The following is a 13735-nucleotide window of genomic DNA, read 5'->3' on the forward strand; positions in this document are numbered from 1 at the left end:
CGCTTTTTTCTTTCCGCTCGGGCTGAAGGCGGGCGATGGCGAGGGCTTCCTTGCGGAGCGCCCGCGCGCCCGGCCTCATTCCGTCTGGATGTGGGCCTTCTGGATCAGGTCATGCCACTTGGCCACTTCCGCCTTCTGGAAGGCAGCCAGCTTGGCGGAGTCCATGCCCGATCCGTCGATCGCCATGGTGGCGAACTTTTCCTTCACGTCAGGCTGGCGCAGGATCTTGAGGATTTCCGTCGACAGGCGATTGACGATGGGCGCCGGCGTGCCGGCCGGGGCGAACACGGCTTGCCAGGAGACGATTTCGTAGTCCTTCAGGCCGACTTCCTGCATGGTGGGCACGTCCGGCAGGTTGGGGTCGCGCTTGGCGGAGGTCACCGCCAGTGCGCGGATCTTGCCCGACTTGATCAAGGGCAGCGTGGGGGGGATGTTGTCGAAGGCCATGGACAGCTGGTTGCCCAGCAGGGCTTGCAGCACGGGGCCGCTGCCCTTGAAGGGCACGTGCATGATGTCGACCTTGGCGATGGATTTGAACAGTTCCCCGGACAGGTTCTGCGAGGTGCCGTTGCCGGCCGAGCCGTAGCTCAGGTGGCCGGGCGTCTTGCGCGCCGCCGCCAGCACGTCATCCACCGTCTTGTAGGGACTTTCGGCCGGCACCACCAGCACATTGCCCAGCTGGCCCGTCAGGGCCACCGGCACGAAGGATTTCACCATGTCGTACGGCATGTTGCGATACAGGCTGCCGTTGATGGAGTGCGAGCTGATGGTGCCGCCCACCAGCGTGTAGCCGTCCGGCTTGGCCTTGGCCACGAATTCGGAGCCGATGTTGCCGCCGGCGCCGGGCCGGTTTTCCACGACGATGCTGGTGCCCAGGACCGGGCCCAGCTTGGTGGCCACGATGCGGCCGATCACGTCGGTGGCGCCGCCGGGCGCGAAGGGAACGACGTAGGTGATGGGTTTGCCGGCGGGCCATTCATCGGCGGCCTGGGCGCTGGCGCTCAGGCCGAGTGCGCAAAGCAGGGGCAAGGCAAGGCGGATACCGAAACGCATGTTGTCTCCATCGTGGTCTTGGATGTTCAGGGGATGGCGTCTGAAGCGCCATTTTTTGCCGCAGGGCCGTCCCAAGGCAAAAAGCGCCCCCTCGGGGGGCAGCAAGCGGCGTAAGCCGCGCCGCTTGGGGGGCACCTTTCTGCCGATAGCATACCCGTGGCACGGTCGACTCGTCGGCCCGCGGCCCCATCGTTAACCCGAACCAGCGAGGATGCGGCCGCGGGCCGGCGCCCCGGTACGGGCGCTTCCATCCTGCAGGGCCGGCCTAGCCGCGGCGGCCGCCGATGGCGCTCACCGACAGGCGCGTTTCTCCCGGGGCCGTCTGCCGCGCGGCGGCGCGCCAGGCGTGGCCGTAGGCGACCTCGATGCTCAGCTTGATGAGACCGTCGTCGCCGCGCTGCCTTTCCAGCGCGGCCTGAAGGCGGTCGCGCCAGGCGGGCGTGGCCAGCCCGCGCCGGCGCCCGCTGGCGGGGTTGCCGCCCAGCGCTCGCACATCTTCCAGCAGGCGCTGCGGCGTGCGATAGGTGAGGGTGAGGGTTTCCTGGTCCATGACGGGATCGGCGAAACCGTTCTCCACCAGCAGGTCGCCGAAGTCGTGCATGTCGACGAAAGCGGGCGTGGCGGTGCGCAGGCCGGCGTCGTCCAGGGCCGCACGCAGTTCGCGCAGCGTATTGGGACCCAGGCAGGAAAACATCGCCAGTCCCTGGACCTTGAGCACGCGGCGCCATTCGGCCAGGGCGGCATGCGGTTCGGGATGCCAGTGCAGGGCCAGGTTGGACCACACCAGGTCCACCGACTCCGGCGGCAGCCCCGTCGCGGCCAGGTCGGCCAGCAGGAATTGCGGCCGGACGGCGGCCTTGCCGGTCAGGCGTCCGAGCATCCCGGCCAGGCCGGCCGGGGTGTGGCGCGCGCGCGCGATGTCCAGGAGCGGCGCACACGCGTCCAGGCCCACGTAGGCCGCGTCGGGATAACGCTCGCGCAGGCGGGGCAGGGCGGCTCCCGCGCCGCAGCCCGCGTCGAGCACCCGTTGCGGCTGGATGCGGATGTAGCGCAGGCGGTCCAGCATGCGGCCGGCGATCTCCCCGTAAAGGAACTGCGCGTCTTCCAGGTCGCCGCGGCGGGCGAATTGGCGCGCCACGTCGGCGCTGTTCAGGGGGAGGGATGAAATCGAGGCTGGTGACATAACGGGCGCCGCGGCCGCCGGCGCGGTGCGAGACGTGTTCAGATGAATATCCGCCATTATTGCGCACCGGGCGGCGCGGCCGCGGGATCCCCGCGAAGCGGGGCAGGGTATGCGCCCAGGACCTTAGCGAAACCGGAGGACAAATGCAGCGAACGGCATCGGCATCGCCATCGCCATCGGCATCGGCGTCTGCATCGGCATCGGCGTCTGCCGCCGGGCCAGCGTACGACCTGCCCGGCGCGTCCGCGCTCCGGTGCCCGCGCGGTTCGCCGGCGGCCGGCTGGGCGCGGGCGCCGTCCCGCTGGCGCGCGTGGCTGGCCGGAATCGCATCGGACTGCCCGATGTGCGCGGGTCCCGCCCGTGGTGGCGGCTTGTGCGATGGCTGCCGGGCCGACGCGCGCGCCACCATGCATCCGTCGCAGCGCCGTTGCGGCCGTTGCGCGCTGCGCCTGGGTTGGGCCATGCCGGAATGTCCGGACTGCGCCCGCCGGCCGCCGGCCTATGGACAGGTGGTGGCAGGCTGCGACTACGAAGCGCCGGCGGACCTGCTGATCACGCGGCTCAAGGGCGAGCGGCGCTTCGCCATGGCCGGCCCGCTGGCGGCCTTGATCCTGGACGCCCTGGCGCAACCGGGCGCGCCGGCGCGCCCGCCCGATGCCGTGCTGGTGCCGGTGCCGGCGGCACGTGCCTCGCTGCGCCGTCGCGGCTTCAATCCCGCCGCGGAAATCGCCCGCGCGCTGGCGCGCGCCACGGGCCTGCCCGTGCGGCAGGCCTGGCTGCGACGTGTCGTGGAGGGGCCGCGCCAGGCCTCGCTGGACCGCGTGGCGCGGCTGGATGGGGTGGCCGGGGCGTATGCCTGTCCTGTCGGCCTGCCGCCTTGCACGGTACTGCTGGTCGACGATGTCATGACCACCGGCGCCACGCTGGACGCCGCCGCCCGTGCCCTGCGCGCGGCGGGCGCCAGCGAGGTCCTGGGCCTGGTGGCGATGCGGGCGCCCGCCGAGGACGGAGGCGCCCTGGCACAATATCGCCTGCCCTAGCCGTTACCCGCGCCCGCGGCGCCTGATATCAAGCGACGGGCCTTCGTCCTGTTCTCCGGGCTTTCCTGCTTCTTCATTCGCGCCATGTTTCACGTCATCCTGGTCCATCCCGAAATCCCGCCCAACACGGGCAACGCGATACGCCTGTGCGCCAACACGGGATCGCAATTGCATCTGGTGGAACCGCTGGGTTTCGAATTGGACGATGCGCGCCTGCGCCGCGCCGGCCTGGACTATCACGAATGGCAGCCCATGCAGGTGCACAAGACGCTGGAGGACGCCCTGACCCATACTGGCGCGCCGCCAGACCGCATCTTCGCCCTGACCACGCGCGGGGCGCGCCCCATCGCGGAGCTGGCCTTCCAGCCCGGCGACGTCTTCGTCTTCGGCCGCGAGACGGCCGGGTTGTCCGAGGAGGACCTGCGCCTGTTCGGTCCGTCCCAGCGCCTGCGGCTGCCGATGCGGGAAGGGCAGCGCAGCCTCAACCTGTCGAACGCGGTGGCGGTGACAGTGTTCGAGGCCTGGCGCCAGAACGGCTATGCGGGTGGCGTTTGAGGGACGGCCACGGGCCTCAATCCAGCGAAAGATTCAGCTTTTCGATGACCTTGTCCCAGCGCGCTTTTTCGTCACGCATGCGGGTCGTCAGCTCGCCGGGGGACGAAGGGGCCGGCGTGAAGTACTGCACGGCCATCAGCTGGCGTACCTTGTCGCTGTCGATGATGCGCGCCAGTTCACTGTTCAGGCGCTCGACGACGATGCTGGGCGTGCCGGCCGGCACCAGTACCGCGTCCCAGGAAATCGCCTCGAAGCCGGGATAGCCCTGCTCGGCCATGGTCGGCACGTCGGGCAGGACGGGCGTGCGCTGCAGGCTGGTCACCGCCAGCACCTTGACACGGCCGTCGCGCGTTTGCGGCATGGCGATGGCCGGCACCATGAACCCGGCCTGGATGTCGCCGCCGAGGATGGCGCCGACCACCTGCGGGAAGCCGGCATAGGGAATGTGGGCCAGGTCCAGGCCGGCCTGGCTCTTGAACATTTCCATGGCCAGCTGCGACGCGCTGCCCGGGCCCACCGAGCCGTAGTTCAGCGCGCCCGGCCGCTCGCGCGCCATCCTGACGAATTGCCCCAGGTCCTTGACGTTGAGGTCGCCCGGGACGGCCAGCACATTGGGGCTGGTGGCCACCAGGGTGACCGGCGCCAGGTCGGTGAAGGGGTCGTAGCCCAGCGTTTTCTTGTACAGCGTGGGCGCCGTCGTGAGCGGCCCATTGATGGTGAACAGCATGGTGTAGCCATCGGGCTTGGCCTGCGCGGCCATGCGCGTGCCGATGTTGCCGCCGGCGCCCGGCTTGTTCTCGACGATGATGGGCTGGCCCAGCGCCTGGGACAGCGGTTCGGCGACCATGCGCGCCAGCAGGTCCGGCGACGAGCCTGCCGGGAAGGGCACGATCATGGCGATGGGCCGCTCGGGCCACTCCGCCTTGGCGGGTCCGCCCGCCGCCAGGAAGCAGACGCTGGCCAGGCCAAGACAAAGCGCGCGCAGGCGCTTGCCGATGTTGGGACGTACGGGGGACGTCATGATGGGGGTCTCCAAGGGTTTTATGGGTATGGGTTTTCCGGGTGTTTTTCTGGCTGTTCTTCTGGGTATATGACGGGCTCGATCGGCTGGCGGGCTCAATCGGGCGCGCGCAGGTTGCCGCCTTCGTGGCGCGCGTCGCGCGCCAGCAGCGTGGAGACCGCCGTCATCGGCGCGACGCCGTCGAACAACACGGCGCAGACCGCGGCGGCGATGGGCAGGTCGACGTTCAGGGCGCGTGCGCGCGCCAGGGCCGCGCGGGCCGCGTAGGCGCCCTCGGCCGTCATGCCGCCGGCCAGGATCTCGTCCAGCTTGCGGCCGGCCCCGATTTCCAGCCCCACGCGGCGGTTGCGCGACAGTTCGCCGGTCGCGGTCAACACCAGGTCGCCCAGGCCGGTCAGGCCCGCGAAGGTGTCGGGCCGGGCGCCCAGCGCCACGCCGAACCGGGTCATTTCCGCCAGCCCGCGCGTAATCAGGGCGGCGCGGGCATTGGTGCCCAGCATCAACCCGTCGGATACGCCGCAGGCGATGGCGATGATGTTCTTCAACGCGCCGCCCACTTCCACGCCGACGACGTCATCGCCCGCATAGACGCGCACCGCGCCGCCGTGCAGCGCGGCGGTGGTGCGGCGGCAGACGGCTTCGTCATCGCTGGCGATGGTCAGCCCGACGGGCAGGCCCTGGGCGACTTCGCGCGCGAAGGACGGGCCGGACAGCACGCCGACCCGGATCTCGGGCAGGCCGGCCAGCGCATCGCGCACGATCTCGTGCGGCAGGCGGCCGTCGGTCTTCTCGAAACCCTTGCAGGTCCAGACGATGTGGGGCAGGGGACCGGCCAGCGTGGGCAGCAATGCCCGCAGCGCATGGCAGATGTCGGCCAGTCCCGAGACCGGCACGCCCAATACGATAAGGGGTTCGGCGTCCGGCGCGTCCAGGTGACGCAGCGCCTGGGCCAGGTCGGACGTCACCGCCAGTGCGGCGGGCAAGGAAACGCCCGGCAGATACCGGGCGTTTTCGCGGGCGGCGCCGATGTCTTGGGCCTGTTCGGCCTGGCGTGCCCATAGCATGGTGGGGTGGCGGCGTGCCGCCACCGCCGCCAGGGCGGTGCCCCAGCTGCCCGCGCCCAGCACGACCACGCGCGGCGAAGCCGCCGCGGGAGCTTTCACCGTCCCCGCGGCGGCCGGCTGGCCGCCTTGCATGGCCTGTGCCGTCGCGCCGGTTTTATTGCCGGGTGGCATTGGGCGGCAGGATGATGCCGGAGTCGTTGCCGTTGGCGCCGCCGCCCTGCTGCTGTTGCTGGGCCAGCTCGGCCAGGCGCTGCTCGTACAGGGCCTGGAAGTTGACTTCGGCCAGGTGCACGGGCGGCAGCGAGGTGCGGGTGATGGCGTCGGCGATATTGGCGCGCAGGTAGGGATACAGCATGGTCGGGCAGACGATGCCCAACAGCGGATCCATCTGGTCTTCCGGAATGTTCGCCAATTCGAAAATGCCGGCCTGCGTGGCTTCGACCAGGTACAGCACCTTGTCGTTGATGCGGGTGGTCACCGTGCACGTCACGGAAGATTCGAAAATGGTTTCCGCCAGGCGCTGGCCGCCCACATTGATGTTGACTTCGACTTGCGGCGTGTCCTGTTCCAGGAACACATGGGGCGCGTTGGGCATTTCCAGCGACAGGTCCTTGAGATAGACGCGCTGGAGATTGAACGACGGCTGGTTGGTTTGGTCCTGATCGGCCATGAGTATTTCCTGGTGGATGAATGGGTGCTGCGTGTAGGAGTGGTGCTATGTACGATGCCATGCGCCGCGGCGGCGCCCTTGCGCCGTCGTGGCGACGGGGACGAACGGCGGCGCCGGCGCGCGTCAGGCAGCCAGCAGGGGAACCAGCTTGCCGGCGCGGTCGAGCGCGTACAGGTCGTCGCAGCCGCCGACATGGTCTTCGCCGATGTAGATCTGCGGTACCGTGCGGCGACCCGTGCGCTGCATCATGACGTCGCGCTGGGCGGGATCCTGGTCGATGAGGATTTTCTCGATCTGCTCGACGCCGCGCTGCTTGAGCAGCGCTTCGGCGCGCGAGCAGTACGGGCAGTAGCCAGTTGCGTACATCACGACTTTCTTCATTTTGCGTCTCTAGGCTTACCGTGGGATGAAGGCGGATGCCATCCTGCCCACGCAATGAATTCGGAATCGGAGGACCGGCGCCTTGGGGGCCGGTCCGTCAAGCGCTTAAAGCCTGCTGACTTCAGATCCACGGACTTCAAGCCCGTGGACTTCAAGCCCGCTGGGTAACCGGCAGGCCGGCATCGCTCCAGGCCTTCATGCCGCCGTCCAGCGCCACCACGTCGGCGAAACCCTGGGCCCGCAGCGCCGCCACGGCCTTGGTGGCATCGCGGCCGACCTGGCCGACCACCACCAGGGGCTTGTTCTTGGGCAGCGACGCCGCCTTTTTCTCGATATCGCCAGCCGGCACGCTGCGTGCCTGGGCGATATGACCCGCCTGGAACTGTTCCACCGGCCGGACATCCACCCAGACGGCCTGGCGCTGGTTGATCATCTGGATGGCCTCGGCGGTGCTGACGCCACCCGACCCGCCCTTGCGGGTGGACATCAGCAGCATGACGCCGGAAACCACCGCGACCGCAAGGATGAAGATGTTGTTCTGGCTCAGCAAGAAGTGCAGAAAATCCACGGAAGGTCCTGAAATATCACGGTTTATCCACGATCTTCGATCGTGGAGGACGAGGCTGCGACCCCGTTCGGCTGCCAGGCAGGAAGGGGGTGTCAGCGGGCTACAAGCCGGCAATTATAAAATGAGCGCCAATCGCGGTTTTTTCAACTTCCGTTTCATGTGATCCCACCATGCACAAACTTGTCCTGATGCGCCACGGCGAAAGCCAATGGAACCTCGAAAACCGTTTCACCGGCTGGACGGACGTGGACCTGACCGAAAAGGGCCGCGCCGAGGCACGCGCCGCCGGCGAGCTGCTGAAGAAGGAAGGCTACGTCTTCGACGTCGCCTTCACATCGGTGCTCAAGCGCGCCATCCGCACCTTGTGGATCGCATTGGACGCGATGGACGCCATGTACACCCCCGTGGGCAACAGCTGGCGCCTGAACGAACGGCACTATGGCGCCCTGCAAGGCCTGAACAAGGCGGAAACGGCCGCGAAGTTCGGCGACGAGCAGGTGCTGATCTGGCGCCGCGCCTATGCCATCGCCCCGGAGCCCATCGCCCTGGACGACGAGCGCCATCCGCGTTTCGACAGCCGCTACGCCAAGGTGCCGGCCGACCAGTTGCCCGCCACCGAATGCCTGAAGGACACCGTCGCGCGCGTGCTGCCGTTCTGGAACGAGTCCATCGCGCCGGCGATCAAGGCGGGCCGCCGCGTGCTGGTGGCCGCGCACGGCAACAGCCTGCGCGCGCTGATCAAGCACCTGGACAACATCTCGGACGACGATATCGTCGGCCTGAACATCCCCACCGGCCAGCCGCTGGTCTATGAACTGGATGACGACCTGCGCCCTATCCGCCACTATTACCTGGGCGACCCCGCGGCGATCGAAGCCGCGATGGCCGCGGTGGCGGCGCAAGGCAAGGCGAAGAAGGCCTGATAGCGATGCGCCTGGCTGCATCCCTGGTATGGTCGGTGGCCCTGGCGCTGCCGGCCGTGGCGTCCTGGGCCGCGCCCGCTGACCTGGAGCAGCGCCAGACCGAGGCGCAGCGCCAGCAATCGGCGCTGCGCGACCGCATCCAGTCGCTGCAGAAGACCATCGAACAGCGCGAATCGGACCGCAAGGAGGCCGCCGACTCGCTGCGCCAGTCCGAGACGGCCATTTCGCAGATCAACCGCCGCCTGGCGGAGCTGGGCCAGCAGAGCCGGCAGGCGCAGGCCGACCTGGCCAGCCTGGAAAAGCAGCTTGCCGGCCAGCAGGATGTGCTGGCGCAGCGGCGCGCGGAACTGGCGCGCCAGTTGCGCGCGCAGTACACCAGCGGCCTGTCGCCCTGGACCGCGCTGCTGTCCGGCGACGATCCCCAGCAGTTGGGCCGTAACCTGGCCTATCTGGATTATGTGTCGCAGGCCCGCGCGCAAACGGTGCAGGCCCTGCGGGAGGACCTGGATCGCCTGGCGCAGTTGCAAGGTCGCGCCGACGCGCGCCGCGCCGAGATCGACAAGGTCGTGGCCGAGACGGCCGAACAGAAAAATGCCCTGGTGGCGCAGCAGAAGGAGCGCGCCACGGTCCTGGCGCGTATCGAAGGGCAGATCAATGCCCAGCGCGAGGAAGCCACCAAGCTGGGGCGCGACGACCAGCGCATGAGCCGCCTGATCGACGACCTGCAATCCGCCATCGAGAAGCAGGCCGAGGAGGCGCGCAAGGCCGAGGAAGCCCGCCGCAAGGCGGAAGAGGCGCGCCGGCAAGCCGAGGCCGAGGCCGCGCGCAAGGCCGACGAGGCCCGCCGCAAGGCGCAGGAAGAGGCGCGCCGCAAGGCCGAGGACGCACGCCGCAAGGCTGAGCAGGCGGAACGCACGGCCCAGTTGGCCCGCCGCGCCCAGGAACAGAAGGAAGCGACCCAGGCGCGCGAGCAGGCGGAAGCTGCCGCGCACCGTGACGCCGCCGCCGCCGCCCAGGCCGCGCGCCAGGCCGCCGAGGCCGAAGCCGCCGCGAAGGATGCCGGCCGGCCGGTGGCGCGCGGCGACCTCGAAGGCTTAAAGCCGGTTGAACCGGCCCGCCAGCCGCCCGTTGCCGCGCGGCCCCAGCCGCCGGCCGGCCAGGGGCTGCGGCGCGGCCTGCCCATGCCGGTGAGCGGCGCCACCATCCAGGGCCGTTTCGGCCTGGGGCGTCCGGACGGGGGCACCTGGCGCGGCATCGTACTGCGTGCGGCCGAAGGCACCCCGGTGCACGTGGTGGCCCCCGGCACCGTGGTTTACGCCAATTGGCTGCGCGGCTTCGGCAACCTCATCATCATTGACCATGGTCAGCAATATCTGACCGTTTACGCTTATAACCAGAGCCTGCTTAAACAGGTGGGGGACCGCGTGGCGGCCGGAGAGGCCATCGCCACGGTCGGCGCCACGGGCGGTCAAGTGGAATCGGGCCTATACTTTGAAGTTCGTCACGGTGGCGCGCCAGTGGACCCAGCCCTTTGGTTGGCCCAGTAGAAGCGTATCGGCAAACCAAATTCAGGATGTGTGCATGGGCACTCGCAAGTATCGCAGTTTCGGTCTGGTATCGGTCGGTGTGGTTGCCGGCGTGCTGCTCAGTGTCGGAGTGACCGCCGTCGCACAGCGTGGCAGCCCCTTGCCCCTGGACGAGTTGCGTGCGTTGACCAGCGTGTTCGGCGCCATCAAGAGCAATTACGTCGAGCCCGTCGATGACAAGACCCTGATCAACAATGCCATCTCCGGCATGGTGTCGGGCCTGGATCCCCATTCCGCCTACCTGGACGCCGATGCGTATCGGGATATGCAGACGCAGACCCAGGGCGAATTCGGTGGGCTAGGCATCGAAGTTGGCGCCGAGGACGGTTTCGTCAAGGTCATCTCCCCGATCGAGGACACGCCGGCGGCGCGCGCGGGCGTGCTGGCGGGCGACCTGATCACCAAGATCGACGACACGTCCACCAAGGGCATGGCGCTGAACGACGCGGTCAAGCTGATGCGCGGCGCGCCGAAGTCGCCGATCACGCTCACCATCCTGCGCGCCAACCAGCCGCAACCCATCGTCCTGCACATCGTGCGCGACATCATCAAGGTGCGCAGCGTGCGCAGCAAGATGCTGGACGGCGGCGTCGCCTATGTGCGTATCGCCCAGTTCCAGGAAAAGACCGGGTCCGACCTGGCGCGCCAATTGACGGACCTGGGCGCGAAGCAGCCGCCCAAGTACCTGGTGCTGGACCTGCGCAATGACCCGGGCGGCCTGCTGACCAGCGCCATCGGCGTGGCCGGCGCGTTCCTGCCCAACGATGCGCTGGTGGTGTCCACCGATGGCCGCACGCCCGACGCGCGCCACAAGTACCTGGCCACGCCGGCGGAATATGCCCGCGGCGAAAGCAACTATCTGTCCGGCCTGCCCGCCTGGGTCAAGACCGTGCCCATGGTCGTGCTGGTCAACGTCGGTTCGGCGTCGGCGTCGGAAATCGTTGCGGGCGCGCTGCAGGATCACAAGCGCGCCAAGGTGATGGGCAATCGCACCTTCGGCAAGGGTTCGGTGCAAGTCATCCTGCCGCTGACCGAGGACACGGCCATCAAGCTGACCACGTCGCGCTACTTCACGCCCAACGGCCGTTCCATCCAGGCCACCGGCATCGAACCCGACTACGTGGTGGCCGACACCGCCGAAGGCGACCTGTTCCGCCTGCCGCGCGAAGCCGACCTGCAGCACCATCTGGATAATCCGCTCCAGCCCAAGACGGAGTTCAAGTCCAACGCGGCCGACATCACCGGCAATCCGCCGACCAAGATTTTCGAGTTCGGCGGCAAGGACGACTTCCAGTTGCAGCAGGCCATCAATTCGCTGGAAGGCAGGCCGATCCAGAAGGCCCAGCCACGCACCGCGTCCAACCAGGATGCGAAGGATGCCACCGCGGCGGCCGCCAAGGCAGGCGCGTCGGCGCCGACCGCGCCGACCGAGCGCATGATCATCACGCCGGACGGAGTGCAGCCCCGCAAGGCGAAGTAAACGGTTCGCGTCGACATGGACGACCAGCAGTTACTGCGTTACGCGCGCCATATCCTGCTCGACGAGCTGGGTATCGAAGGCCAGGAAGCCTTCCTGGGCGCGCGGGCCCTGGTGGTGGGCGCCGGCGGGCTGGGTTCGCCGGCCGCCATGTACCTGGCCAGCGCCGGGGTCGGCCACATCGTGCTGGCGGACGACGATATCGTCGAACTGAGCAACCTGCAGCGCCAGTTGCTGCATGCCACCGATCGCCTGGGGCAGTCCAAGGTGGCTTCCGGGCGCGCCACCTTGCAGGCGCTCAATCCCGATGTCGACGTGCGGATCATCGAGCGCCGCCTGCTCGACGCCGACCTGGATGAACAGGTCGCCGCCGCCGATGTCGTGCTGGACTGCTCCGACAATTTCACCACCCGTCACCAGATCAACCGGGCCTGCGTGCGGCACCGCAAGCCGCTGGTCTCCGGCGCGGCCATCCGCTTCGATGGGCAGGTCGGCGTCTTCGATCTGCGCGACGATGCCGCGCCGTGCTACCACTGCCTGTTTCCCGAAGCCGACGATGTCGAAGAGGCCAATTGCGCCACCATGGGCGTGTTCGCGCCCTTGGTGGGCATCATCGGCAGCATGCAGGCCGCCGAGGCGCTCAAGCTGCTGGCGAGCCTGGGCACCAGCCTGTCGGGCCGCCTGCTGCACCTGGACGTGCGCAATATGCAGTGGCGCAGCATGAACGTGCCGCGCGATCACGAGTGCGCCGTGTGCGCCGGCCGCTGATCCCGAATTCCTATCCCCGGGCGTAGAACATGACGAAGAATATTGCTTCCCAACTCGTCGAGGCGCTGGGCGCCGACGTGGTCACCATCGATCCCGACGGCATCGCGCCGTGGCTATCCGACTGGCGCGGTATCTACAAGGGGCAGGCCCAGGCGGTGGTGCGTCCGCGCACCGTCGAGCAGGTATCGCGCTGCCTGGCCCTGTGCCAGCACGTCGGCGTGCCGGTGGTGCCGCGCGGCGGCAATACGGGGCTGTGCGGGGGCGCCACGCCGGACGGGTCGGCCGATAACGTGATCCTGTCGCTGGATCGCATGAACGCGGTGCGGTCGCTGGATACGGTGGCCAATACGCTGGTGGCCGAGGCTGGCTGCATCCTCGGCAACTTGCGCCGCGCGGCGCAGGACGCCGGCCGCCTGCTGCCCCTGAGCCTGGCGGCCGAGGACTCCTGCCAGATCGGTGGCAACCTGGCCACCAACGCCGGCGGCGTGAACGTAGTGCGCTACGGCATGACGCGCGAACTGGTGCTGGGCGTGGAAGCCGTGCTGCCCAACGGCGAAGTCTTCCACGGGCTGCGCCCCCTGCGCAAGGACAACACGGGTTATGACCTCAAGCAGTTGTTGATCGGTTCCGAGGGCACGCTGGGCGTGATCACCGCGGCCTCCCTGCGCCTGCTGCCGCGCGCGGACGTGCGCGCCGTGGTGCTGGCGGCCGTCTCCTCTTCGCAGCAGGCGCTGCAATTGTTCGAGCTGCTGTACGGACAATGCGGCGCCCGCCTGCAGGCCTTCGAATTCTTCACGGGCGCGTGCGTGGACCTGGTGCTTACGCATGCCGCCGGCGTGCAGGAGCCGTTCGCGCAGCGCTATCCGGCCTATGTGCTGGTGGAGCTGGCGGACAGCGTCGACGAAAACGGGCTGGGCGCCTTGCTGGAGGCCGTCATGGGCCAGGCCCTGGAGCAGGAGCTATGCCTGGACGCGGCGGTATCGGCGTCCCTCAGCCAGTTGCAGGCCTTGTGGAAGCTGCGCGAGGAGATTTCCGAAGCGCAGCGTGCCGACGGCCCGCATCTCAAGCACGATATTTCGCTGCCGATCGAGGACATACCGGCCTTCATGGCATCCTGCGAAAAGCGCCTGCAAGCCGTGGACGCCGGCGTGCGACCCTTTATCTTCGGCCATTTCGGCGACGGCAACCTGCACTACAACATTTCGCGTCCCGCCGGCGCGCCCAGCACCTGGGCCGCCGAACAGGGCGAGGCGATCACCGCCGAAGTGATGGACGAAGTCATGCGCTACAACGGCAGCATCAGCGCCGAGCATGGCATCGGACAGCTCAAGCGCGAGTACTTCCATCGCTACAAGCATCCCCTGGAGTTGCGCTTGATGCAGGACATCAAGAAGCTGCTCGATCCGGCCGGGATCATGAATCCGGGCAAGCTGCTGTAGCAGGGGC

At 68.5% G+C, this 13735-nt stretch carries 14 protein-coding genes; 7 read left to right on the forward strand and 7 right to left on the reverse strand.

From position 1 onward, the window contains the following. Positions 1-75 precede the first annotated feature (75 nt). Both C7R54_RS18615 and C7R54_RS18620 read right to left on the reverse strand, forming a co-directional pair. A complete protein-coding gene (locus tag C7R54_RS18615; RefSeq protein ID WP_129151904.1) occupies positions 76-1053 on the reverse strand; it encodes a Bug family tripartite tricarboxylate transporter substrate binding protein in 978 nt (325 codons plus the stop codon). Positions 1054-1318: 265 nt separating this feature from the next. Further along, a complete protein-coding gene (locus tag C7R54_RS18620; RefSeq protein WP_192903692.1) occupies positions 1319-2236 on the reverse strand; it encodes a methyltransferase domain-containing protein in 918 nt (305 codons plus the stop codon). 341 nt (positions 2237-2577) lie between these two features. On the opposite strand from C7R54_RS18620, the gene C7R54_RS18625 reads away from it, so the two are divergent. Together C7R54_RS18625 and C7R54_RS18630 are read left to right on the forward strand one after the other, a co-directional pair. Continuing rightward, positions 2578-3276: a ComF family protein gene (locus C7R54_RS18625; RefSeq protein WP_129151906.1), complete on the forward strand. Its 699-nt coding sequence runs from the start codon at positions 2578-2580 to the stop codon at positions 3274-3276. Between the two features lie 84 nt (positions 3277-3360). After that, on the forward strand, positions 3361-3831 hold the full coding sequence (locus C7R54_RS18630) for a tRNA (cytidine(34)-2'-O)-methyltransferase (RefSeq protein ID WP_129151907.1): 471 nt from the start codon (positions 3361-3363) through the stop codon (positions 3829-3831). Positions 3832-3847: 16 nt separating this feature from the next. On the opposite strand, the gene C7R54_RS18635 is transcribed toward C7R54_RS18630, so the two are convergent. From C7R54_RS18635 to C7R54_RS18655, 5 genes are all read right to left on the reverse strand, one after another. Next, positions 3848-4852 (reverse strand): Bug family tripartite tricarboxylate transporter substrate binding protein, encoded by a 1005-nt coding sequence (locus tag C7R54_RS18635; RefSeq protein WP_129151908.1) that lies wholly within the window; start codon positions 4850-4852, stop codon positions 3848-3850. 95 nt (positions 4853-4947) lie between these two features. Continuing rightward, positions 4948-6015 (reverse strand): NAD(P)H-dependent glycerol-3-phosphate dehydrogenase, encoded by a 1068-nt coding sequence (locus C7R54_RS18640; protein ID WP_377814076.1) that lies wholly within the window; start codon positions 6013-6015, stop codon positions 4948-4950. A 55-nt stretch (positions 6016-6070) separates the two neighbouring features. Further along, entirely contained in the window at positions 6071-6586 is a 516-nt protein-coding gene (secB, locus tag C7R54_RS18645) for a protein-export chaperone SecB (protein WP_129151910.1), read from the reverse strand. A 123-nt stretch (positions 6587-6709) separates the two neighbouring features. After that, positions 6710-6967 carry a glutaredoxin 3 gene (grxC, locus tag C7R54_RS18650; protein WP_129151911.1) on the reverse strand — a complete coding sequence of 86 codons (258 nt, stop codon included), beginning with the start codon at positions 6965-6967 and terminating at the stop codon, positions 6710-6712. Between the two features lie 151 nt (positions 6968-7118). Beyond that, positions 7119-7535, reverse strand: coding sequence for a rhodanese-like domain-containing protein (locus C7R54_RS18655; protein ID WP_129151912.1), 417 nt, complete (start codon positions 7533-7535; stop codon positions 7119-7121). Between the two features lie 170 nt (positions 7536-7705). On the opposite strand from C7R54_RS18655, the gene gpmA reads away from it, so the two are divergent. The 5 genes from gpmA to C7R54_RS18680 are packed head-to-tail and all read left to right on the forward strand — an operon-like array spanning position 7706 to position 13728. Beyond that, a complete protein-coding gene (gene gpmA / locus C7R54_RS18660; protein WP_129151913.1) occupies positions 7706-8458 on the forward strand; it encodes a 2,3-diphosphoglycerate-dependent phosphoglycerate mutase in 753 nt (250 codons plus the stop codon). A 5-nt stretch (positions 8459-8463) separates the two neighbouring features. Beyond that, positions 8464-10005, forward strand: a complete 1542-nt coding sequence (locus tag C7R54_RS18665; RefSeq protein WP_129151914.1) for a murein hydrolase activator EnvC family protein — start codon at positions 8464-8466, stop codon at positions 10003-10005. Positions 10006-10039: 34 nt separating this feature from the next. Beyond that, positions 10040-11524: a S41 family peptidase gene (locus C7R54_RS18670; RefSeq protein ID WP_129151915.1), complete on the forward strand. Its 1485-nt coding sequence runs from the start codon at positions 10040-10042 to the stop codon at positions 11522-11524. Between the two features lie 15 nt (positions 11525-11539). After that, positions 11540-12289 (forward strand): HesA/MoeB/ThiF family protein, encoded by a 750-nt coding sequence (locus C7R54_RS18675; protein ID WP_129151916.1) that lies wholly within the window; start codon positions 11540-11542, stop codon positions 12287-12289. 29 nt (positions 12290-12318) lie between these two features. Then, positions 12319-13728 carry an FAD-binding oxidoreductase gene (locus tag C7R54_RS18680; RefSeq protein WP_129151917.1) on the forward strand — a complete coding sequence of 470 codons (1410 nt, stop codon included), beginning with the start codon at positions 12319-12321 and terminating at the stop codon, positions 13726-13728. The last annotated feature ends 7 nt before the right edge of the window (positions 13729-13735 follow it).

The sequence above is a fragment of the Achromobacter aloeverae genome (assembly GCF_004121055.1).
Taxonomy (GTDB): domain Bacteria; phylum Pseudomonadota; class Gammaproteobacteria; order Burkholderiales; family Burkholderiaceae_B; genus Bordetella_C; species Bordetella_C aloeverae.

What these genes read in the sequence shown, in the direction of transcription:
- C7R54_RS18620 (WP_192903692.1), bottom strand. Translation starts at nt 2,236, where the DNA reads ATGTCACCAGCCTCGATTTCATCCCTCCCCCTGAACAGCGCCGACGTG.
- C7R54_RS18615 (WP_129151904.1), bottom strand. Translation starts at nt 1,053, where the DNA reads ATGCGTTTCGGTATCCGCCTTGCCTTGCCCCTGCTTTGCGCACTCGGC.
- C7R54_RS18680 (WP_129151917.1), top strand. Translation starts at nt 12,319, where the DNA reads ATGACGAAGAATATTGCTTCCCAACTCGTCGAGGCGCTGGGCGCCGAC.
- gpmA (WP_129151913.1), top strand. Translation starts at nt 7,706, where the DNA reads ATGCACAAACTTGTCCTGATGCGCCACGGCGAAAGCCAATGGAACCTC.
- C7R54_RS18675 (WP_129151916.1), top strand. Translation starts at nt 11,540, where the DNA reads ATGGACGACCAGCAGTTACTGCGTTACGCGCGCCATATCCTGCTCGAC.
- secB (WP_129151910.1), bottom strand. Translation starts at nt 6,586, where the DNA reads ATGGCCGATCAGGACCAAACCAACCAGCCGTCGTTCAATCTCCAGCGC.
- C7R54_RS18670 (WP_129151915.1), top strand. Translation starts at nt 10,040, where the DNA reads ATGGGCACTCGCAAGTATCGCAGTTTCGGTCTGGTATCGGTCGGTGTG.
- grxC (WP_129151911.1), bottom strand. Translation starts at nt 6,967, where the DNA reads ATGAAGAAAGTCGTGATGTACGCAACTGGCTACTGCCCGTACTGCTCG.
- C7R54_RS18630 (WP_129151907.1), top strand. Translation starts at nt 3,361, where the DNA reads ATGTTTCACGTCATCCTGGTCCATCCCGAAATCCCGCCCAACACGGGC.
- C7R54_RS18665 (WP_129151914.1), top strand. Translation starts at nt 8,464, where the DNA reads ATGCGCCTGGCTGCATCCCTGGTATGGTCGGTGGCCCTGGCGCTGCCG.
- C7R54_RS18625 (WP_129151906.1), top strand. Translation starts at nt 2,578, where the DNA reads ATGTGCGCGGGTCCCGCCCGTGGTGGCGGCTTGTGCGATGGCTGCCGG.
- C7R54_RS18635 (WP_129151908.1), bottom strand. Translation starts at nt 4,852, where the DNA reads ATGACGTCCCCCGTACGTCCCAACATCGGCAAGCGCCTGCGCGCGCTT.